This window comes from Methylobacterium longum (assembly GCF_022179385.1).
Classification (GTDB): domain Bacteria; phylum Pseudomonadota; class Alphaproteobacteria; order Rhizobiales; family Beijerinckiaceae; genus Methylobacterium; species Methylobacterium longum.
Window position 1 is genome coordinate 1 of record NZ_BPQS01000010.1, and the last position, 20,774, is coordinate 20,774.

Annotated in this window: 25 protein-coding genes; 16 read left to right on the top strand and 9 right to left on the bottom strand. The window is 69.6% G+C overall.

Annotated features, from left to right (window positions below; genetic code table 11):
- The 12 genes from MFF58_RS11435 to rpsQ form a co-directional block, all read left to right on the top strand.
- Positions 1 to 113: EF-Tu C-terminal domain-related protein (locus MFF58_RS11435; protein WP_488803235.1), on the top strand; the 113-nt coding region annotated here is incomplete at its 5' end.
- Positions 114 to 192: 79 nt separating this feature from the next.
- Positions 193 to 501, top strand: coding sequence for a 30S ribosomal protein S10 (rpsJ, locus tag MFF58_RS11440; protein WP_043351245.1), 309 nt, complete (start codon positions 193 to 195; stop codon positions 499 to 501).
- A 51-nt stretch (positions 502 to 552) separates the two neighbouring features.
- A complete protein-coding gene (gene rplC / locus MFF58_RS11445; protein ID WP_238287392.1) occupies positions 553 to 1,278 on the top strand; it encodes a 50S ribosomal protein L3 in 726 nt (241 codons plus the stop codon).
- Entirely contained in the window at positions 1,278 to 1,898 is a 621-nt protein-coding gene (gene rplD / locus MFF58_RS11450) for a 50S ribosomal protein L4 (protein WP_238287393.1), read from the top strand. Before rplC ends, rplD begins: the two co-directional genes overlap by 1 nt.
- A complete protein-coding gene (locus tag MFF58_RS11455) occupies positions 1,895 to 2,191 on the top strand; it encodes a 50S ribosomal protein L23 (RefSeq protein ID WP_012319188.1) in 297 nt (98 codons plus the stop codon). Before rplD ends, MFF58_RS11455 begins: the two co-directional genes overlap by 4 nt.
- A 25-nt stretch (positions 2,192 to 2,216) precedes the next feature.
- Positions 2,217 to 3,053: a 50S ribosomal protein L2 gene (gene rplB / locus MFF58_RS11460; RefSeq protein ID WP_238287395.1), complete on the top strand. Its 837-nt coding sequence runs from the start codon at positions 2,217 to 2,219 to the stop codon at positions 3,051 to 3,053.
- Between the two features lie 5 nt (positions 3,054 to 3,058).
- Positions 3,059 to 3,337, top strand: coding sequence for a 30S ribosomal protein S19 (gene rpsS / locus MFF58_RS11465; protein WP_012319190.1), 279 nt, complete (start codon positions 3,059 to 3,061; stop codon positions 3,335 to 3,337).
- 1 nt (position 3,338) lies between these two features.
- Entirely contained in the window at positions 3,339 to 3,725 is a 387-nt protein-coding gene (gene rplV / locus MFF58_RS11470; protein ID WP_012319191.1) for a 50S ribosomal protein L22, read from the top strand.
- 10 nt (positions 3,726 to 3,735) lie between these two features.
- Complete coding sequence (gene rpsC, locus MFF58_RS11475; protein WP_012319192.1) at positions 3,736 to 4,482, top strand: 30S ribosomal protein S3; 747 nt, start codon at positions 3,736 to 3,738, stop codon at positions 4,480 to 4,482.
- A gap of 11 nt (positions 4,483 to 4,493) precedes the next feature.
- Positions 4,494 to 4,907 carry a 50S ribosomal protein L16 gene (gene rplP / locus MFF58_RS11480; RefSeq protein WP_012319193.1) on the top strand — a complete coding sequence of 138 codons (414 nt, stop codon included), beginning with the start codon at positions 4,494 to 4,496 and terminating at the stop codon, positions 4,905 to 4,907.
- Between the two features lie 12 nt (positions 4,908 to 4,919).
- A complete protein-coding gene (rpmC, locus tag MFF58_RS11485) occupies positions 4,920 to 5,135 on the top strand; it encodes a 50S ribosomal protein L29 (protein WP_158169164.1) in 216 nt (71 codons plus the stop codon).
- A 21-nt stretch (positions 5,136 to 5,156) separates the two neighbouring features.
- Entirely contained in the window at positions 5,157 to 5,423 is a 267-nt protein-coding gene (gene rpsQ, locus MFF58_RS11490; protein WP_238287397.1) for a 30S ribosomal protein S17, read from the top strand.
- Positions 5,424 to 6,260: 837 nt separating this feature from the next.
- Here rpsQ and recA read toward each other — a convergent pair.
- The 8 genes from recA to flgB form a co-directional block, all read right to left on the bottom strand.
- A complete protein-coding gene (gene recA / locus MFF58_RS11495) occupies positions 6,261 to 7,322 on the bottom strand; it encodes a recombinase RecA (protein WP_373323336.1) in 1,062 nt (353 codons plus the stop codon).
- Positions 7,323 to 7,776: 454 nt separating this feature from the next.
- The gene (gene cckA, locus MFF58_RS11500) at positions 7,777 to 10,593 is read right to left on the bottom strand and encodes a cell cycle histidine kinase CckA (protein ID WP_238287402.1); all 2,817 of its coding nucleotides are present in this window, start codon (positions 10,591 to 10,593) and stop codon (positions 7,777 to 7,779) included.
- Positions 10,594 to 10,768: 175 nt separating this feature from the next.
- On the bottom strand, positions 10,769 to 11,836 hold the full coding sequence (gene flhB / locus MFF58_RS11505; protein WP_238287403.1) for a flagellar biosynthesis protein FlhB: 1,068 nt from the start codon (positions 11,834 to 11,836) through the stop codon (positions 10,769 to 10,771).
- A gap of 41 nt (positions 11,837 to 11,877) precedes the next feature.
- On the bottom strand, positions 11,878 to 12,639 hold the full coding sequence (gene fliR, locus MFF58_RS11510) for a flagellar biosynthetic protein FliR (protein WP_238287404.1): 762 nt from the start codon (positions 12,637 to 12,639) through the stop codon (positions 11,878 to 11,880).
- A 51-nt stretch (positions 12,640 to 12,690) separates the two neighbouring features.
- Entirely contained in the window at positions 12,691 to 12,957 is a 267-nt protein-coding gene (gene fliQ, locus MFF58_RS11515) for a flagellar biosynthesis protein FliQ (protein WP_238287405.1), read from the bottom strand.
- 193 nt (positions 12,958 to 13,150) lie between these two features.
- The gene (gene fliE, locus MFF58_RS11520) at positions 13,151 to 13,465 is read right to left on the bottom strand and encodes a flagellar hook-basal body complex protein FliE (protein WP_238287407.1); all 315 of its coding nucleotides are present in this window, start codon (positions 13,463 to 13,465) and stop codon (positions 13,151 to 13,153) included.
- A gap of 19 nt (positions 13,466 to 13,484) precedes the next feature.
- A complete protein-coding gene (flgC, locus tag MFF58_RS11525; RefSeq protein WP_238287409.1) occupies positions 13,485 to 13,892 on the bottom strand; it encodes a flagellar basal body rod protein FlgC in 408 nt (135 codons plus the stop codon).
- Positions 13,893 to 13,970: 78 nt separating this feature from the next.
- A complete protein-coding gene (gene flgB / locus MFF58_RS11530; RefSeq protein ID WP_238287412.1) occupies positions 13,971 to 14,372 on the bottom strand; it encodes a flagellar basal body rod protein FlgB in 402 nt (133 codons plus the stop codon).
- A gap of 550 nt (positions 14,373 to 14,922) precedes the next feature.
- On the opposite strand from flgB, the gene MFF58_RS11535 reads away from it, so the two are divergent.
- Together MFF58_RS11535 and MFF58_RS11540 are read left to right on the top strand one after the other, a co-directional pair.
- Positions 14,923 to 16,293, top strand: a complete 1,371-nt coding sequence (locus MFF58_RS11535; protein WP_238287414.1) for a hypothetical protein — start codon at positions 14,923 to 14,925, stop codon at positions 16,291 to 16,293.
- 122 nt (positions 16,294 to 16,415) lie between these two features.
- Entirely contained in the window at positions 16,416 to 16,637 is a 222-nt protein-coding gene (locus MFF58_RS11540; RefSeq protein WP_238287416.1) for a hypothetical protein, read from the top strand.
- Positions 16,638 to 16,707: 70 nt separating this feature from the next.
- Here MFF58_RS11540 and MFF58_RS11545 read toward each other — a convergent pair whose 3' ends face one another.
- A complete protein-coding gene (locus tag MFF58_RS11545) occupies positions 16,708 to 18,012 on the bottom strand; it encodes an MFS transporter (protein WP_238287418.1) in 1,305 nt (434 codons plus the stop codon).
- A gap of 271 nt (positions 18,013 to 18,283) precedes the next feature.
- On the opposite strand from MFF58_RS11545, the gene dnaN reads away from it, so the two are divergent.
- The gene (gene dnaN / locus MFF58_RS11550) at positions 18,284 to 19,405 is read left to right on the top strand and encodes a DNA polymerase III subunit beta (protein WP_238287424.1); all 1,122 of its coding nucleotides are present in this window, start codon (positions 18,284 to 18,286) and stop codon (positions 19,403 to 19,405) included.
- Positions 19,406 to 19,613: 208 nt separating this feature from the next.
- Positions 19,614 to 20,768 carry a DNA replication/repair protein RecF gene (gene recF, locus MFF58_RS11555; protein WP_238287425.1) on the top strand — a complete coding sequence of 385 codons (1,155 nt, stop codon included), beginning with the start codon at positions 19,614 to 19,616 and terminating at the stop codon, positions 20,766 to 20,768.
- Positions 20,769 to 20,774 lie beyond the last annotated feature (6 nt).

The following is a 20,774-nucleotide window of genomic DNA, read 5'->3' on the forward strand; positions in this document are numbered from 1 at the left end:
CCATGGACGTGGTCCTGATCGTGCCGGTCGCCATGGAGGAGAAGCTGCGCTTCGCCATCCGCGAGGGCGGCCGCACCGTCGGCGCCGGCGTCGTCGCCGCCATCAACGACTAAGCCAGGACAGCATCCTTAGCAGGGCGCGGCGGGGACACGTCCTCGCACTCCCCGCCGTCCCTCTCAAGGTTTCAGGATCATGAACGGTCAGAACATCCGTATCCGCCTCAAGGCGTTCGATCACCGCATCCTCGATGCGTCGACCAAGGAGATCGTCTCCACGGCCCGGCGCACCGGCGCGACCATCCGGGGTCCGATCCCGCTGCCGACGCATATCGAGAAGTTCACCGTCAACCGCTCGCCGCACATCGACAAGAAGTCGCGCGAGCAGTTCGAGATGCGTACCCACAAGCGGGTGCTCGATATCGTTGATCCGACGCCGCAGACCGTGGACGCGCTGATGAAGCTCGACCTCGCCGCCGGCGTGGACGTGGAGATCAAGCTCTGAGTCCGCTGAGGACTTAGAGCTTACCGTTTCATCGCGCGAGGGAGAGAACCTATGCGCTCAGGCGTCATTGCACAGAAGGTCGGCATGACCCGCGTCTTCACGGACGCGGGGGAGCATGTCCCCGTCACCGTGCTCAAGATCGATCAGTGCCAAGTGGTTGCCCACCGCACCGTCGAGAAGAACGGCTACGTCGCGCTGCAAGTCGGCGTCGGCAAGGCCAAGGTCAAGAACGTCTCGGCCGCCGAGCGGGGCCGCTTCGCCGTGGCCAAGGTCGAGCCGAAGAAGAAGCTCGCCGAGTTCCGCGTGTCCGAGGATGCGCTGATTCCGGTCGGCGCGGAGATCACGGCCGATCATTTCATCCCGGGCCAGTTCGTGGACGTCACCGGTACCACCACCGGTAAGGGCTTCGCGGGCGGCATCAAGCGCTGGAACTTCGGCGGCCTGCGCGCCACCCACGGCGTGTCGATCTCCCACCGTTCGATCGGTTCGACCGGCGGCCGGCAGGATCCGGGCAAGACCTTTAAGAACAAGAAGATGCCGGGCCACCTCGGCGTCGAGCGGGTCACCACCCAGAACCTGCGCGTCGTCCGCACCGATCCGGAGCGCGGCCTGATCCTGGTCGAGGGCGCCGTCCCGGGCGTCGCCGGCGGCTGGATCCAGATCCGCGACGCGGTGAAGCGCAAGCTCCCCGCCGACGTTCCGCTGCCGGGCAAGTTCCGTGAGAACGGCGCATCCGCCCCGGCGCCCGAGGCCGCTGCGGCTGAGGAGACCGTGTGATGAAGCTCGATATCACCACCCTCGACGGTGCCGGTGCCGGCTCGGTCGAGCTGAACGAAGAGATCTTCGGTCTCGAGCCCCGCGCCGACCTGCTTCAGCGCATGGTCCGTTGGCAGCTGGCCAAGCGGCGCGCCGGAACCCACGCCGTGCAGAACCGCTCGGACGTGAACCGGACCCGCAAGAAGCTGTACAAGCAGAAGGGCACCGGTAATGCCCGCCACGGTGCGGCCTCGGCGCCGCAGTTCCGCGGCGGCGGCCGGGCTTTCGGTCCGGTGGTCCGCGACCACAGCCACGACCTTCCCAAGAAGGTGCGTGCGCTGGCCCTGCGCCACGCCCTGTCGGCCAAGGCCAAGGCCTCGACCCTGATCGTCGTCGACGACATCAAGATCGAGGACCACAAGACCAAGGGTCTCATCGAGCGCTTCGGCAAGATGGGCCTCTCGAACGCGCTGATCATCGGCGGTGCTGAGGTCGACGTGAATTTCGGCCGGGCCGCCCGCGCCATCCCGCAGATCGACGTGCTGCCCGTCCAGGGCATCAACGTCTACGACATCCTGCGCCGCGACACGCTCGTCCTGACGAAGGCTGCCGTCGACGCGCTGGAGGAGCGTTTCAAATGAGTGCCGATCCGCGCCACTACGACATCGTCGTCTCTCCGGTCATTACCGAGAAGGCGACGAACCTGACCGAGCAGAACAAGGTGGTCTTCCGCGTCGCCCCCAAGGCGACCAAGCCTCAGATCAAAGAGGCGGTTGAGAAGCTGTTCGACGTGAAGGTCACGGCCGTGAACACCCTTGTGACCAAGGGAAAGAAGAAGATTTTCCGCGGCCTCCGCGGACAGCGCTCCGACGTGAAGAAGGCGATCGTGACCCTGGCCGAGGGCCACACGATCGACGTCACGACCGGGCTCTGAGGACGGGTTTTAGGGATCCAAGCCGATGGCCTTGAAGACATTCAAACCGGTCACGCCGAGCCTGCGCCAGCTCGTGCTCGTCGACCGCCGTGAGCTCTACAAGGGCAAGCCGGTGAAGGCGCTGACGGAGGGCAAGTCGTCCTCCGGCGGCCGTAACAATCTCGGCCGCATCACCGTCCGCTTCCGCGGCGGTGGCCACAAGCGCGTCCTGCGCAACGTGGACTTCAAGCGTCGCGACCAGCTCGGCGTCGCCGCCACCGTGGAGCGGATCGAATACGATCCGAACCGGACGGCGTTCATCGCGCTGATCAACTTCCCCGACGGGAAGCAGAGCTACATCCTGGCCCCGCAGCGCCTGCAGCCGGGCGACAAGGTTGTGGCCGGCGAGAACGTCGACATCAAGCCGGGCAATGCCGGTCCGGTCGGCTCGATGCCGGTGGGCACGATCGTCCACAATGTCGAGCTGAAGATCGGCAAGGGCGGCGCGATCGCCCGCTCGGCCGGCAACTACGCGCAGATCGTTGGCCGCGACCAGGGCTACGTGACGCTGCGCCTCAACTCGGGCGAGCAGCGCCTGGTCCACGGCCAGTGCTTCGCCAGCGTCGGCGCGGTCTCGAACCCGGACCACATGAACATCTCGCTCGGCAAGGCCGGGCGCAACCGTTGGCTCGGCAAGCGCCCGCACAACCGCGGCGTGGCGATGAACCCGGTCGACCATCCGCACGGCGGCGGCGAGGGTCGCACCTCGGGCGGCCGCAACCCGGTCACGCCCTGGGGCGTGCCCACCAAGGGGAAGAAGACCCGGTCCAACAAGCGGACCGACGTGTTCATCCTGTCCAGCCGCCACAACCGCAAGAAGTAATCGCTATGGCACGCTCTCTCTGGAAGGGGCCGTTCGTCGACGGCTACCTCTTCAAGAAGGCCGAGGCGGCGCGGGGCTCCTCGCGCTCCGAGGTCATCAAGATCTGGAGCCGCCGCTCCACGATCCTCCCGCAGTTCGTCGGGCTCACCTTCGGTGTGCACAACGGGCAAAAGCACATCCCGGTCTACGTCACCGAGGAGATGGTCGGTCACAAGTTCGGCGAGTTCTCGCCGACCCGCACCTTCCCGGGTCACGCGGCCGACAAGAAGGCGAAGAGGCGCTGAGATGGGCAAGCAAGCCACCCCCCGCGCGCTCCCCGAGAACGAGGCGAAGGCCGTCGCGCGCATGCTGCGCGTCAGCCCGCAGAAGCTCAACCTCGTGGCGCAGATGATCCGCGGCAAGAAGGTCGACACGGCGCTCGCCGAGTTGCAGTTCTCGCGCAAGCGGATCTCCACCGAGGTCAAGAAGTGCCTCGAGAGCGCCATCGCCAACGCCGAGAACAACCACGATTTGGACGTGGACGACCTCGTCGTGTCCCAGGCCTTCGTGGGCAAGGCGCTGGTTCTCAAGCGCTTTCACGCCCGCGCCCGCGGCCGCGGCGCGCGTATCCTGAAGCCCTTCTCGAACCTCACCATCGTGGTTCGCGAAGTCCGCCAGGCCGAAGCGGCCTGAGGAGGATCTGATGGGCCAGAAAGTCAATCCGATCGGTCTCCGGCTCGGCATCAACCGGACCTGGGACTCCCGCTGGTTCGCCAACAAGGGCGACTACGCGAAGCTCATGCACGAGGACGTCGCGATCCGCGCCGCCCTCATGAAGCAGCTCAAGCAGGCGGCGGTCTCCAAGATCGTCATCGAGCGTCCGCACCGGAAATGCCGCGTCACCATCCACTCGGGCCGTCCGGGCGTGGTGATCGGCAAGAAGGGCGCCGACATCGAGAAGCTGCGCAAGCTCGTCGGCACGATGACCAAGGCCGACGTGACCATCAACATCGTCGAGGTGCGCAAGCCCGAGATCGACGCCACCCTGGTGGCCGACTCGATCGCTCAGCAGCTTGAGCGTCGCGTCGCCTTCCGGCGGGCCATGAAGCGCGCCGTGCAGTCGGCGATGCGTCTGGGCGCCGAGGGCATCCGGATCAACTGCTCCGGTCGTCTCGGCGGCGCCGAGATCGCCCGTCAGGAATGGTACCGCGAGGGCCGCGTCCCGCTGCACACGCTGCGTGCGGACGTCGATTACGGCACCGCCACGGCGTTCACGACTTACGGCACCTGCGGTATCAAGGTGTGGGTGTTCAAGGGCGAGATCCTCGAACACGACCCGATGGCCCAGGACAAGAAGGCCCAGGAAGAGGGCGGCCGCTCCGGCGGACGCCGTGAGCGCGATGGCGAGGGCGGCCGCGAGCGCGGACGCCGCGAGCGCGAGCACGCGTAAGGTAGGAAGCCATGCTGCAACCGAAAAAGACCCGCTTCCGCAAGCAGTTCAAGGGCCGCATCCACGGTGCGGCCAAGGGCGGCTTCGAGCTGAACTTCGGCCAGTTCGGCCTGAAGGCTGTGGAGCCCGAGCGCGTCACCGCCCGCCAGATCGAGGCGGCCCGCCGCGCGATCACCCGCGAGATGAAGCGCCAGGGCCGCGTCTGGATCCGGGTGTTTCCGGATGTGCCGGTCTCGTCAAAGCCGACCGAAGTCCGCATGGGCTCCGGTAAGGGTGCCCCGGATTACTGGGCCGCCCGGGTGCATCCCGGCCGGATCATGTTCGAGGTCGACGGCGTTGCCGAGAACATCGCCAAGGAGGCGCTCCGCCTCGGCGCCGCGAAGCTTCCGATCCGTACGCGGGTCGTCCAGCGCATCGCCGACTGAACGGAGGATATCGTGAAGTCGACCCAGAGAGTGTCTGATCTCAAGGCGTTGTCGCCGGATCAGCTGAATGACGAGTTGATCAACCTCAAGAAGGAGCAGTTCAACCTGCGCTTTCAGGGGGCCACCGGCCAGCTCGAGAACGTCGCCCGCGTCCGTGAGGTCCGCCGCGACATCGCCCGTGTCCGGACTCTGCAGCGCGCCAAGACGCTGCAGCAGGCCAAGGGCTGAGGCGGGTTTTAGGAGACAACCATGCCGAAGCGCATCCTGCAGGGCACCGTCGTCAGCGACAAGGGTGAGAAGACCATTGTGGTGAAGGTGGAGCGCCGCTTCACGCACCCGGTGATGAAGAAGACGGTGCGTCGCTCGAAGAATTACCACGCGCACGACGAAGCGAATGTCGCCAAGGTCGGGCAGACGGTGTTCATTGAGGAGTGCCGTCCCTTCTCCAAGACGAAGACGTGGAAGCTCGTCGAGGGCGAGGCCGCCCCGGTGGCCGAAGCTGGCGAAGCTGCCTGATACCGACGGTTTGGCGGCTGCGGGCGACCGCATCTGCCCGATTGTCCGCGGCCTTCGTAGCCGCGACGCTTCACGGCGCTGGACGCCTCGCTTGGCGGACTGCATCTATCAACGACGGGCACCCGGGCGAAGGTCGACCACCATGGTCGGGTTCGCGCCGGGTTTCTTCGTTCTGCGCCTGTAGGCGTTGTGTGATCCCTTCGCCGCGCCCGGTGGCCCCGTGCTAGGATCATGAGGTCGGCTGGCGCCGGCGTTCGATCCTGCAGTCTCTCGGAACCGACGCCTGTTCAAGTGGCTCCGTCGCATCCTGGAGCCGCGCCGGTTCAGCCGTCTTCTGATTGTCGCCCTGGAGGACGAACCGGGACGGCCAGAACGCAACGGCTCCGACTACGGTGACAACCGGGTCGGTGTTGGGCTGATCGTCCTGAACCCTGGAGGCGCGCTGCGCACGGGTGACGACGCGGGCGGCTTCTTCGCTGATGTGGTTGGAGGTGAGGCTGTCCTAGATCGGCGAGTCTGTCTTGGATCGGCGAGACAGAGATCGCCGCCGTCGGACGAGGACGCGCACGGGCTGAGGAGGCTGCTGGCCGCAGCGGCGGCAAGGTCGGTTCGCTTGAAGTGATTCTCCCTCGGATGGTCGACCCATCCCGGAAGTCCCGTCCTGGGGACCGATCGCTGTCACCACGATAGCCACGTCGACGGACGGCAGGCGCTTGCCGAGCCCGCAACGGCCCCTTGGCAGGGCCTGAACGGACAGCAGCCCCGGAGATGCTCCGAGGCTGCCCAATGTCTGGTGTCGAGGAACGCGCCGCAACCGGTCCCGGGTTGCGGCGGCGATCAGGCTTCGCCCTCGTCGAGCTCGTCGGCCGTCGGCGCGGCGTTCTCCAGGATCTTCTCCGCCACGAGGCCGGAATTCTGGCGGATCGAGGCTTCGATCTTGGAGGCGATCTCGGGGTTGTCGCGCAGGAAGCCCTTCGAGTTCTCGCGACCCTGGCCGAGGCGCTGGCTGTTGTACGAGAACCAAGCCCCGGACTTCTCGACGATGCCGGCCTTCACGCCGAGATCGATGAGCTCGCCGACCTTCGACACGCCTTCGCCGAACATGATGTCGAACTCGACCTGCTTGAACGGCGGCGCGACCTTGTTCTTCACGACCTTGACGCGGACCTGATTGCCGATCGCCTCGTCGCGATCCTTCAGGGTCGAGATGCGGCGGATGTCGAGGCGCACCGAGGCGTAGAACTTCAGGGCGTTGCCGCCCGTCGTCGTCTCCGGGCTGCCGTACATGACGCCGATCTTCATCCGGATCTGGTTGATGAAGATGACCATGCAGTTCGAGCGCGAGATCGAACCGGTGAGCTTGCGCAGGGCTTGGCTCATCAGGCGCGCCTGAAGGCCGGGCTGGCTCTCGCCCATCTCACCTTCGATCTCGGCCCGCGGGGTCAGCGCGGCCACCGAGTCGACCACCAGAACGTCGATGGCGCCGGAGCGTACCAGCGTGTCGGTGATCTCGAGGGCCTGCTCGCCGGTGTCGGGCTGCGAGATCAGCAGATCGTCGAGGTTCACCCCCAGCTTGCGGGCATAGACAGGGTCCAGGGCGTGCTCGGCGTCCACGAAGGCGCAGACACCGCCCTTCTTCTGGGCCTCGGCGATGGTGTGAAGGGCCAGCGTGGTCTTGCCGGACGATTCGGGGCCGTAGATCTCGACCACGCGGCCGCGCGGCAGGCCGCCGACACCCAGCGCTATGTCGAGCCCGAGCGAGCCGGTCGAGACGGTCTCGACCTCCTGCACCTTGTCGTTCTTGCCGAGCCGCATGATCGAGCCCTTGCCGAAGGCGCGCTCGATCTGAGACAGGGCGGCGTCGATCGCCTTGGACTTGTCCTTGTCCACCGGGGGCATGTCGACCACTTTCAATGCGGGCTGGGCCATCTGGCGGGCTCCTTATGAAGGGGTTGAGCGCAGTTCACAACGCGCCTCAACACCGATGTTATGTACTCGTTTTGTTCTAATCCGGCAAGGGCAGTCGGCCCAGGTGAGGCGGGGATCCGACCGGGCTTGTCGAGGGCATGACCGGTCCGGCGTCGTGAGCGGACGGATCGGGTCCGGCCCCGGTCGACGGGGTTCCGATCCACCGCAGCGGCTCCATTCCAGGTCCCCTCAGCAAGGTCCTGAATCCGTGTGCGCCGACGTTCCTGTGTCCTGCTTAAGCGTTGGGGCTTGATCTCGGGCTCGCCGGCGGCGCCGCGCAACGATGGTGCCGACGCTCGTCCCGCCGGATGATCGTCCGTCAGTACGGAGCGACAACCGCGCGGGCGATGGTTCGCCCGCGCGGATACCAGGCCGCCGCCGTTCCTCAATCCGCCATCGTCTTCTTCACGGTCTCGACGAGCTGCTTGAGGCTGAAGGGCTTGGGCAGGAAGTTGAAGGTTTCGCCCTCGGGCAGGTTCTTTCGGAACGCGTCCTCGGCGTAGCCGGAGACGAAGATCACCTTCAGGTCGGGCTGGTGCTTGCGCACCTCGCGCAACAGGGTCGGCCCGTCCATCTCGGGCATGACCACGTCGGAGACGACGAGGTCGATGGGCTGGCTGCCGTCGCGGACGATCGCCAACGCTTCGAGGCCCGAGGCCGCTTCCAGAACCGTGTAGCCGCGCGCCGAGAGGGCCCGGCTGTTGACCGCCCGGACGGGATCCTCGTCCTCCACGAGCAGGATGGTCCCCTGCCCCGTATGGTCGGCGGCGGGCTTGCGCGGCACCGGCTTGTCGGGCTTCCCCTGCGCCGCGTCGCCGGACCGGGCGGCAGCGGTCGTCTCGCGCGGCTTGCCGTCCGCCTTCGTGAGGACCGCCTCGGTGCGCGGCAGGCTGGGCTCCGAAGCCAGGAGCGGCGCCTCCTCGGGCTCGGCCACCGGCACGTGGCGCGGCAGGTAGATGCGGAAGGCGGTGCCCTCCCCCATGGCCGATTGCACGTCGATGGTGCCGCCGGACTGCTTGACGATGCCGAACACCGTCGAGAGCCCCAGTCCCGTGCCCTTGCCGATCTCCTTGGTGGTGAAGAACGGTTCGAAGATTTTCTCCATCAGCTCGGGCGGGATGCCCTGGCCGGTATCGCGCACCTCGATCAGCACGTGGTCGCCCGCCGGCGCCCCGCCGCGTCCCTCGGCGCTCGTGGCCGTCCCCGGATCGGTGACGTTCTCGGTGCGGATCATCAGCTTGCCGCCGTCCGGCATGGCGTCGCGGGCGTTGACCGCGAGGTTCACGATCACCTGCTCGAACTGGTTGACGTCGGCCTTCACGGGCCAGACGTCGCGGCCGTGCTTCAACTCCAGGGCGACCCGTTCGCCGAGCAGCCGCTTCAGCAGGAGCGTGAGTTCGGAGAGCGCCTCGCCGACGTTCATCACCTCCGGGCGAAGCGTCTGCCGACGGGAGAACGCCAGGAGCTGGCGGACGAGGCCGGCCGCCCGGTTGGCGTTCTGCTTGATCTGCATGATGTCCTGGAAGGCCGGATCGGTCGGCCGGTGGCTGGCGAGCAGCAGGTCCGAGTAGCCGATGATCGCCTGCAGCACGTTGTTGAAGTCGTGCGCGATGCCGCCCGCAAGCTGGCCGACCGCGTTCATCTTCTGGGCTTGGGCGACCTGCTGCTCCAGCTGGCGCTGAGCCGTCGTGTCGAGGGCGTACAGGATCACCCGCTCGCTCTCGTCGGTCTGCTGTCCCGGGTCGCCGCCGTCGGCCGGGCTGAGCCAGACCCGCGCGGATCGCCCGCCCGGCCCGTTCAGCTGGACTTCGATGGGCTCGGGATCCGTCAGCCCGCTCGTCGCACGGGCGAGCCCGGCCTCCAGGGCGGTCCGGTCGGTCACCGAGTCGGCGACGTTGGGCTCGACCCGGGACGCGGCCTCGCCGTCGATCGCCCCGTCATCCGCTTGGCGCGGCACCGTGCCGAACAGCCGCGTGAACGAGGCGTTGGCGCGGGCGATCCGCCCGGTCCGGTCCAGCGTCGCGATGGCGATGGGCGAGTTGTTGAGGAAGCGGGCGAGGCGCACCTCGGCGGCGCGCTGCGGCTCGTCGGCCTCGGCCCCGGCGGAGCGGTTGATCACGAAGGTCCGCGACGAGCCCGGCTTGCCGTCCTTGCCGAAGGCGACCCGGTGGTAGAGCCGCACCGGCAGGGTGTGGCCGTTGCGCCGCCGCAGGTCGAGGTCGAAGCGGTCGGTACGCACCTCGCCCGGCAGGCCGGCGGTGCGCACGAGGACATCCGCCTCCGGGGCGATCTCGGTGAGGTGCGGGCCGCCCGGGCCGACGCTGGCGAGGTCGTAGCCGAGCCAGGCCGCCAAGGTCGCGTTCATGTACACGATGGCGCCGGCCGGATCGATCGACAGGAAGCCCGCGGGCGCGTGGTCGAGGTAGTCGATGGCGTGCTGGAGTTCCTGGAAGACATTCTCCTGACGCTCCCGCTCGGCGGTGATGTCGGCCACCGTCCAGAGCGAGGCCGCCCGGCGCGGTCGCGCGAGGGGGCGGACCGAGACCCGGTACCATCCGAAGCCGCGCTCGCCGGCCGTGGGACCCAGCGGCGGCGACATGCGGACTTCCTCGGTATGGGCCCTGGCATCGCGCGAGGCCTGCGACAGGCGGTAGACCGCCTCGGAGACCTCCGGAGACCCGACGAGGATGCGCTCCACCGGCACGAGGTTGGAGAAGGTGTCGCCGCTGGCGATTCGCAGATAGGCCTCGTTGGCGTAGATCAGACGGCCGCCGTCCTCGACGACCAGCTTGCCGTCCGGCGACGCATCGACGATGCCCTTGGTGATGTCGTCCCGGGCGGCGCTGCCGCTGAGCTGGAGCGCCCCGATGGCCAGCGCGAACAGGAAGAAGACGCCCGCCATGGCCAGCAGGGCGAGCAGCCAGACGATGAGCGACTGGGCCTGCTCGTTGGCCACGAAGGACAGGCCGATCGCGGCGCCGACCAGCAGCCCGGCGAGCACGAGCAGGAGCCCGACCCGGCCCGGCTGCTCCGAGCGGTCGATCGAGCCCGTCCCCTGCGAGCTCGTCCCCTGCGAGCCTGCCCCCTGCGGCCCCGTCGCCTGAGCGACCGGCACCTGCACGGCGGCCTGCGCGGCGGGGACCGGCAGCCCCGAATTCTGCGGGCCTGCGGCGGGCGCCGAAGGTCCAGTGACGTCAGCCATCGGCTTCATTTCCAGAACAGTCACCCGGTTGGGCCCATCGGCCATATCAGGCCACGGGCAGGCCGGCACTACGCGCGTCGCGCCAAGCCTCGACACAGCCTCGCGAAAAAAGGTGGACGAAGCGTGGCTTCCGCGCGTCGTCCTCGTCCGTGACAGTGCCGCGGCGCACCGGGGCCTACGCGGCCCTCCGGCGCAGGCGCATCACGAACCCGATGACTTCCGCCACCGCGCGGTAATGCTCGGCGGGAATCTCGCGGTCGATCTCCACGGTGGCGTGGAGCGCCCGGGCGAGCGGCGGATTCTCGATCACGGCGACGCCGTGCTCGGCCGCCACCGTGCGGATGCGGAGGGCCAGGGCATCGACGCCCTTGGCGACGCAGACCGGCGCGGCCATGCCGGCCTCGTAGCGGAGCGCCACCGCGTAGTGGGTCGGGTTGGTCACAACGACGGTGGCGGTGGGCACGGCGGCCATCATGCGCTTCTTCACCCGCGCCATGCGCAGCTGCCTGAGCCGGCCCTTGACCTCCGGATTGCCGTCCGACTCCTTCATCTCCTGCTTCATCTCCTCCTTCGACATGCGGTGGCGCTTGCGCCAGCGGAACCGCGCGTAGAGCGCGTCGCCCAGCGTGATCGCGAGGTGCATGCACAGCATGCCGGCCAGCAGCCGCAGGCAGAGGGACAGGATCGCCGGCAGGGATGCGACCGGGTCGAGTTGGGCGAACACCTGCAGCCGGTCTCGGTCGTTCCACAGGAGCACGCCGCCGACCACGCCCACGGTGGTGATCTTGGCCAGCCCTTTGCCGAACTGGACCCAGGCCTCGATGCCGATGATCCGCTTCACGCCCGCCATCGGCGAGAGGCGCTCGAATTTCGGCATCAGCGCCTCGGGGCTGAACACCAGCGGGTGCTGCAGGAGCCCTGCGGCCAGGCCGGCGGCCGCCGCGAGACCCACCGGCACGGCCACCGCCTGCACCCACAGCCAGAGGCCGTGGGTGATGGCCTGCCGCATGGCGGTGGCGTCGTCCGGAAGGGTGTGGGCGTTCGCGAGATACGCCTTGAGCCCGTACATCAGGTTCTGCGCGATGTTGGGGGCCGCCATCAGCAGCGCGAGCGTGAAGGCCGCCAGGATCGCGAAGGTGTTGACCTCCGTGCTGTTCGCGACGTCGCCGCGCTCGATGGCCTGATCGAGCCGCCGTTGGGACGGCTCCTCGGTCTTGTCCTCGTCGTCGGTGTCCCCGGCCATCGCTGCCCGACCTCAGCCTGCACGCGGGACGGACGGGTCGCTCAGCGCCCCACCGACTCGGCGAGATACCGTCCGATATCGTCCAGGAAGACGCCCATCATGACGCCGAGGCAGCCGATCAGGATCAGCATGCCGATCATCACCGAGGCCGGGACCGCCAGGAAGAACACCTGGAGCTGCGGCATCAGCCGCGACAGGACGCCGAGACCGAGATTGAACAGGATCCCGAAGGCGATGAACGGTCCGGAGATCTGCACGGCCAGCGTGAAGCCGCGGGCCAGGGCCCGGGTCGCCAGCATCAGGGCGTCCGAGAAGGCCGGGACGCCGTCGGGCGGCAGCACCTCGTAGCTGCGGGCCAAGCCCTGGATGGCGAGGTGGTGCAGGTCGGTGGCGAAGATCAGCGTGATCCCCAGGAGCGACAGGAAGTTGCCGATCGCCACCTGCTGGCCGCCCTGCGCCGGATCCACCGTCATGGCGTAGGACAGGCCGAGCTGCGCCGCGACGATCACCCCGGCGGTCTGCAGGGCCGCCAGCACCATCCGCACCGTGAGGCCGAGCACCAGCCCGATGATCGTCTCCCCGAACAGGAGCCCGATCAGCCGCGGGCTGGCCAGGCCCTCCGTGCCGCCGAGCAATGGGCGCACGCTGGGAAACAGCACGAGGGTCGTCAGCAGCGCGAAGGCGAGGCGCAGGCGCGGCGGCACCGTCTGCTCGCCGACCCCCGGCATCAGCATGATCAGGGTGCCGATGCGCGCGAAGGCGATCAGGTAGGCCGACGCGATCCCGGGCAGGAGCAGGTTCATCGCCGCCCCTATGACACGCGGATCTAGCCCCTGTCGTGGCCGGAGCGTGCGTCATCCGCCGGTCGCGATGCGCGCGGCGATGCGCGTCATGTACCCGGCCATGGCGTCGCCGATGAAGGGCAGCATCAGCAGGAGCGCGGCGAACACGGCCACGATCTTGGGCACGTAGATCAGGGTCTGCTCCTGGATCTGGGTCAGGGCCTGGACCAGCGAGACCGCGAGCCCCACCGCCAGGGAGACGAGCATCAGCGGCCCGGCGATCTTCAGGAAGACGAAGATGCCGTCGCGGGCGACGTCGAGGATGGCGAGGCCAGTCATGGGGTGCCGTTCTGTGCCGGGATCATGGAGCGGGAGGGCCGGAGGGGTTCCCACGCGGGGCGCGGCGGATCCTCGCCGGCCGAGATGTTTGTTCGAGTCGCCCCGCATCGCGAGGCCGGCGCCGCGCTCCGGTCCGTCAGGATGAGGGAGCGGACCGGATGATCCGACTTCTCGGTCGGAACGCCGCCCATCGTCAGATCTGCATGCGCATGATCTCCTCATAGGCGGAGATCATGCGGTCGCGCACGGCGACCATGGTCTGGAGGGCGGTCTCGCTCTCGGCCACCGCGGTGACCACGTCGACCACGTTGGCCTTTCCGGAGGCGGCAGAGACGGCCTGCGCGTCGGCCCTGCGCCCGGCATCGCCGACGCTGTCCAGCGTCTGGCCGAGGAACTGCTTGAAGTCGCCGCCCGCTTCCGAGGCCGGCTGCACCCGGGGCGTGGGCCGGCCGGAGGCGAGACCCTGGACGGCGGCGTAGGCGCCCGCCGCGAAGTTGCTGGAAGCCATGGCTAGCCGTTCCCCGCGGTCACTTCAGGATCGCCAGCGTCTGGGCGAGCATCTTGCGCGTGGCGGTGACCATGTTGAGGTTCGCCTCGTAGGAGCGCTGGGCCTCGCGCAGATCCATGTTCTCGATCAGCGCGTTGACGTTGGGCATCTGCACCTCGCCCCGGGCATTGGCCGCCGGGTTGCCGGGCTCGATCTTCGTCCGGAAGGCCGACGGGTCGCGGCGGACGCGCCCCGCCTCCACGAGCCGGGCGCCGGTCTCGTCGTCGAGGTGGCTGGTGAATGTCGGGATCTTGCGCCGGTAGGGCTGCGCCCCCGCCGAGGCCGGCGCGGAATCGGCGTTGGCGATGTTCTCGGCGATGATCCGCATCCGGCCCGACTGGGCCTTGAGGCCGGCGGCCGCCACCGCGAGCGACTTGCTGAATTCCATGGCTCAAGGCCTTCCTGCCGTGACGAATGACCCGCGCCCCGCGCGCTCAGCGCTGGCCGCCATCAGCTCCGGCGACCGTCAGCTCTTGCCGACGGCGATCTTCAGGGTTGTCAGGCTGTGCTGGTAGAGCGAGGCGGCGAGCTGGTAGTCGGACTGGTTCTCACCGGCCTTCATCATCTCGTCCTCGAGATTGACGCCGTTGCCGCTGGGGCGGATCTCGAACCCCTTGGCGCGCTTCGAGTCGGTCCCGGTCCCCTGCCCGGCCGGCGCGATGTGAGCGGGGCTCGTCAGCGCCAGGGTCGTGGAAGCATTGACCGCCGCGCCGGTCGACCGGTCGAGGCGCGGCTCCACGAGGTCGCGGGGCTTGAAACCCGGCATGTCGGCATTGGCCACGTTCTCGGCGATCAAGCCCTGGCGTGCCTGCGCCCATTGCATCCGTGTGCGGAGCATCCCGATCACGGGCAGGTCGGTGAGGGCCACGGTCGCCTCCGGTCTGGCGTCGCCGCGCCGGAACGAGCGGGCTGGGCAAAATCTGCCGTGCGCATGGTTAACGGCGCGTTAAGCCCCGGCCGTTCGCGCGGGGCCGAAGCCGGTCCGGTGCCGTGTTGCGAGCGGGACAGCCCGGGCGAACCAGAGCTTCGGGATGCCGGCGGTGCCCGCGAAGTACCCGACGCCGACGATCGGGGGTCCGCCATCGGCGGAGCGCCGGGGCCCTGGCTCGCCCGACGTCGCCGGGACGCCGTACCCGCGATCCAGGTATCCCAGAGGCCGGCGTCCCCGAGGGTGCTGACCGGATCCTCCTCCCGGCATCGCGCAACGCGCCGAGCTCGCCGGATGTCCTATCCGGATCGCCGGGAACCCTTTTTCCCATCCTATTGTCTTGATGGCGCGGGTTTAAAAGGTCTGTTAACGAACACTTAACGGCGTTTGCCCTGCATCCCCCCCGGCATGATATGCACGAGCCGATGCCGGGCGCGGACCCGCGGCGGCCGGAACGTGCGAGTGCGTAACCTTGCGATGGCTGCAATCCGTGTTCGGCTCTGACGGCTCCCCCATCGTGCAGTATGTCGTGATCTTCGCCGTCATCTTCGCGGCGCTGGCGGCCATCGTGTTCACCGTTCGGCGGCTCACCGGCCGCAGCCTCGCTCTGCCGGGGCGCACGGGCGGTCGCGGCCGTCAGCCCCGGCTCGGGATCGTCGATGTCTACGAGCTCGACCGTGCGCGGCAGCTCATCCTGTTGCGTCGCGACAATGTCGAGCACCTGCTCCTCGTGGGCGGCCCCAACGACGTGGTGGTCGAGCGCAGCATCCAGCGCACGCAGCGTCCCCTGTCCGAAGCGGCGCTGCGCGCCGAGCCGGCCCCGGACGCCCTGGACGAGCCGCTTCCGGATCCGATGGTGCAGGGGGGGCGTCTGCCGGAGCCGGCGCGGGCCCTGCCCGAGATGGCGGCGCGGCGCGCCGAGCCGCTGTTCGATCCGGGATTTGCGATGCCCGTCGTGGTGCCGTCGCCGGTTCCGCGCTCCGCGGCCGGCCCGCCCGTGACCCTGCCGCTCGACGCCGCCCTGCTCGGCGGCGACGAGCCGGGTCAGGACATTTCCGCGCCGCTGTCGCCGCGACCCCTTCCGCCCCTGCCCCTGTCGCCGCTGTCCCAGTCATCCCGGGCGGAGGTGCCCGCACAGCCGGCACCTCCGGTCCGTGAGCCCGTCAACCCGCGGCGGGTCCTCAGCCGGACCGCCCCGCCGCTGGTCGAGGCGCGGCCCGAGCCCGCTTCCGAGCGCCGGGTCGATGCCCCTACCGAGGGGCTGCCGCAGGCGCCGAGCCTGACGGTCCCGTCCGATCGCCGCTCCGTCGATCCGGCCGTGCTCTCGGATATGGCCCGGCAGCTCCAGGCCGCGCTGGCGCGTCCGTCCTCCGCGGTGACGCCGGCCCCTGCGCCGCAGGGGCCCGCCGCCGCGCCCGAGAGCATCGACCCGGTCGCTGCCGCGATGGCCTCGGCACCGCCGCCTTCCGCGCCGCTTGCCGGGCCTTCCTCCGTGCCGCTTGCCGCGCCTCCCGCCGCACCACCCCTCGCTCCCGCCGCCGCCCCGGTTCTCGACAGGCCGGCGCCGCCGGTCGGGCCCTCCGAGCCCCCGCCCGGCCTCAGCCCAGCACCCCCTCCGACTGCTCCGGCACCGGCACCCGCGCCCGTGCCCCCTCCGGCTCCGCCGGCGATGCCGAAGGCCGGTCCGATGTTTCAGGATGCGCCATCGGTGACGCCCGCGCCGGCCGCGCCGCCGGTGGCACCGGCTGCTCCGCCGACCCGGCAGCCCGAACAGAAGGCTTCGGGCAATCCCTTCTCGGTGGAGGAGATCGAGGCCGAGTTCGCCCGCCTGCTGGGCCGTCCCCTGGACAAGCGAAGCTGAGGCTTCGCAACCGCAGGACGGGCTACGGCCCGGCGGCCCTCGGAGCCGGGTCGATGGCGCCGCCCGTGTCCTTAACGATCGGTTAACCAGCCTCGGGAACGATCGGGCGGGAGGAGGTCCCGATGCTTGCTTTGACCGCTGATACGGCTCGCCGGAGCCGCGCCTACCGGGCGTTCATGCTCGACCGTGCCGGACGCGTTTCCTCGGCTCAGATCGTGTCCGCCGAGGATGATGGCCAGGCGCGGCGTCAGGTCCGGGCGATGGTGGGGCGCAATGTGATCGAGCTGTGGGAGCGGACCCGGTTTCTGGGCCGCTTCGAGCCGGGCGCACCGGGGCGCGCCTGATCGCGTTGCGGCGCCGCGCGCGACGGCACCGGTCGGCCGCCCCGTTCGGCGAGCGGGTCGATCGGCCGTCTCAGATGTCCGCCGTCTCCCGCATCGCCAGGACGGCGAGGAAGCTGAGGATCGCGGCCCCGGCCAGATAGAGCCCCACGAAGCCGATTCCGCCGTAAGCCGCGAGTTCCTGCGCGATGTAGGGCGCCCCCGAGGCACCCAGGATCCCCGCGAGATTGTAGGTGACCGAGGCGCCCGTGTAGCGGACCCGGGTCGGGAACAGCTCGGGCAGCACGGCGCCCATCGGTCCGAACACCCAGCCCATCGTCAGGAGGCTGAGGCACAGGAACCCGAGGACCGGGGGCCACGTCCCGGTGCCGGCGGCATGGCCCAGCATCGGCCCCATCAGGAAGCCGAGCAGGAACGTCACGGCCATCCCGGAGAGCAGCACCGGCCGGCGGCCCAGGCGGTCGGCCGCGGCGCCCGACACCACGATGCCCAGCGCCATGAAGCAGACCGCGATGCACTCGAACAGCAGGAACGTCGACCGGCTGTAGCCGAGGGTTCCGGTGCCGTATCCCAGCGCGAAGACCGTCGAGAGGTAGAACACCGCGTAGACCGCCACCATCGCGCAGGTGCCGATCAGGAGCGCGCGCCCGTGCCGCGTCACCACGGTGGCGAAGGGCACCCGTTCCGGACGCGCCTGCGTGAGCGCCGCCCGGAAGGCGGGCGTCTCGGTGAGCTTCAGGCGGACATAGAGCCCGACCCCGACCAGCGCGGCCGAGCCCAGGAACGGCAGGCGCCAGCCCCACGACTGGAAGCTCTCGGCCGACAGGCCGAAGCTGAGTGCAAGGAAGCCGAGATTGGCCAGGATGAAGCCCACCGGCGCCCCGAGCTGCGGGAAGATGCCGTACCACGCCCGCCGCCCCGGCGGGGCGTTCTCGACGGCCAGCAGGGCGGCGCCGCCCCACTCGCCGCCGAAGCCGATCCCCTGGCCGCAGCGCAGGATGCAGAGGGCCGCCGGCGCCCACCAGCCCACGGCGGCGTAGGTCGGCAGACAGCCGATCAGGACCGTGGAGAGGCCCATGATCAGCAGCGAGGCGACCAGGGTGGCCTTGCGGCCGACCCGGTCGCCGAAATGCCCGAACAGGGCCGCGCCCACGGGCCGGGCGATGAACGCGATGGCGAAGGTCGCGAAGGCACTGAGTTGCTGCACGCCGGGCGCGCCGGAGGGGAAGAAGACCGGACCGATCACCAGGGCAGTCGCGGTGGCGTAGATGTAGAAATCGAAGAACTCGATCGCCGTGCCGACGAAGCTCGCGGCCAGGATGCGCCCTGCGCTCGGCGCGGGATGCGTTGCGCCCGGGGTCTCGACAGTCTGCAGCATGGTCTCGGAGACGGGGGTTCCAGATCGGTTGCGGCGCTTTCGCACGGGACTGCCCGGGTCGGTACCCCGGTTTCGGCATGGGTCCAGCGCATGGCCGCCGCATGGGGCCGCCGCATGGGGCCGCCGCATGGGGCCACGGCGTGGGATCCCACGACGCTGTGCGGTGCACCCGTGTCGGCCTTGCGTTCCCCGGTCCCCTTCGCCAAGCTGAACGGCCATATACCGCGACGGATGCCGGCCGCGGCGCCGTCCACACCACTCGAGTATCGCGATGAGAGTCACTGTCGAGCGCGCGGCCCTGCTCAGATCGCTCGGCCACGTGCACCGGGTCGTCGAGCGCCGCAACACGATCCCGATCCTGTCGAACGTGCTCCTGCGGGCGGAGGGGTCGGGGCTGCAGCTCCGCGCGACCGATCTCGACATCGAGGTGACCGAGAGCGTGCCGGCCGACGTGTCCGATGCCGGCGCCACCACGGTGCCAGCGCACGTGATCTACGACATCGTCCGCAAGCTGCCCGACGGGGCCCAGGTCTCGCTGGAGACCGGCGGCGAGTCCGGCCAGATGACGATCCGCTCCGGGCGCTCGCGCTTCGCCCTGGGCGCCCTGCCAGAGGGCGACTTCCCGGACCTCGCCGCCGGCGAGATGCCCCACGGTTTCGAGATCGCCGGCGCCGACCTCAAGCGCCTGATCGACAAGACCCAGTTCGCGATCTCCACCGAGGAGACGCGCTACTACCTCAACGGCATCTACCTGCACACGCTGGAGACCGAGGGCGGCCCGGTGATGCGGGCGGTGGCCACGGACGGACACCGGCTCGCCCGGGTGGAGATCCCGGCCCCCCAGGGCAGCGTCGGCATGCCCGGCGTGATCGTGCCCCGCAAGGCGGTCGCCGAGATCCAGAAGCTGCTCGACGACGGCGGCGAGACCGTCGCGGTCGACCTGTCGCCGGCCAAGATCCGCCTGCGCTTCGCCGACGGGCTGACCCTCATCTCGAAGCTGATCGACGGTACCTTCCCGGACTACCAGCGGGTGATCCCGGCCAACAACGACAAGCGCCTGACCGTGGAGCGCGACGCCTTCGCCAAGGCCGTGGACCGCGTCTCGACCATCTCGTCGGAGCGCGGCCGCGCCGTGAAGCTCGGGCTCGGCGAGGGACGCCTCGCGCTCTCGGTGAACAACCCGGATTCGGGCAGCGCCACCGAGGAGCTCGACGTCGATTACGAGGCCGCGAACCTCGATATCGGCTTCAACGCCCGCTATCTGCTGGACATCACGGCGCAACTCGAGGGCGACACCGCCCTGTTCAAGCTCGCCGACCCGGGCTCCCCGACCCTGATCCAGGACCGCGAGGGCGCGCCGGCACTCTACGTGCTGATGCCGATGCGGGTCTGAGCCGGCCGCGGCATCGCCCGTTCTCGCCCTCATGCTGAGGCGCCGGAGCGTCGCGGAGGCCTCGAAGGAGGCCTCCAGATGGTGGTAGGGGTTCCGGAGTTCTCCTTCGAGGTCCGCTGACGCGGTCACCTCAGGATGAGGTGGTTGGATGGATGTCAGGTAGGACGAGACGTTCGAACACGGTGCGTCTCGACGTCCGGGGTCACCGATGAGCGATGTCCTCGCTGCGCGGATCGAGCCCAACGAGTCGGATCTGCGCGTCACCCGCCTGATCGCCCGCGATTTCCGCAACCACGCCGAACTCGAACTCGCCCCCGAGGCCCGGTTCGTCGCGCTCGTCGGCGAGAACGGTGCCGGCAAGACCAACCTGCTGGAGGCGATCTCCCTGTTCGTGCCGGGCCGCGGCCTGCGCCGGGCAGAGTTCGCCACCATGGCGCGCACCGGCGGCCCGGGCGGCTTCGCGGTGTCGCTGACCCTCGGCCGGGACGGTGCCGAGCACCGGCTCGGGACCGGGCTGGAGCCGCCGGGACCGGACGGCCGCACGAGCCGGCTCTGCCGCATCGACGGAGCGCCGGCCTCCTCCCCGGTGGCGTTCAGCGAGTTTCTCCGGGTGGTCTGGCTGACGCCGGACCTCGACGGCTTGTTCCGCGGCGCGGCCGGCGACCGGCGCCGGTTCCTCGATCGCCTCGTGCTGGCGGTGGATGCCGGCCACGGGGCGCGCGTCTCCGCGATGGAGCGGGCCCTGCGCTCGCGCAACCGGCTGCTGGAGGACCGTCCCGACGACGGCCGCTGGCTCGACGCGGTGGAGCGGGAGGTGGCGGAACTGGGCGTCGCCGTGGCGCTGGCCCGCCGGGAGACCGCCGAGCGCCTCGACCGGCTGATCGCCGAGACCCGGGACGACGCTCAGCCCTTCCCATGGGCCTCCATTCGCCTGGAGGGCGATCTCGACGACCTCGTGGCGGTCTGGCCGGCCATCGAGGCGGAGGATCGCTTCCGCCTCGCCCTGCGCAACGGCCGAAACCGGGACCGCGCGGCGGGCCGCACCCTGATCGGGCCGCAGAGCAGCGATCTTGTGGTCCGCCACGGACCCAAGGACGTATCCGCCGGCACGGCGTCCACCGGCGAGCAGAAGGCGCTGCTGATCGGCCTCGTCCTCGCCCATGCCCGTCTGGTGCGGGTCATGAGCGGCATCGCGCCGGTGATCCTGCTCGACGAGGTCGCGGCGCATCTCGATCCCCGCCGGCGGGCCGGCCTGTTCGAGGCCCTGGAAGCGCTGCCCGGGCAGGTCTGGATGACCGGTGCCGACCCGGATGCCTTCGCCCAGGCGGGCGCCCGGACGGAGGTGCTCCGGATCGGGGCCTGAACGGGG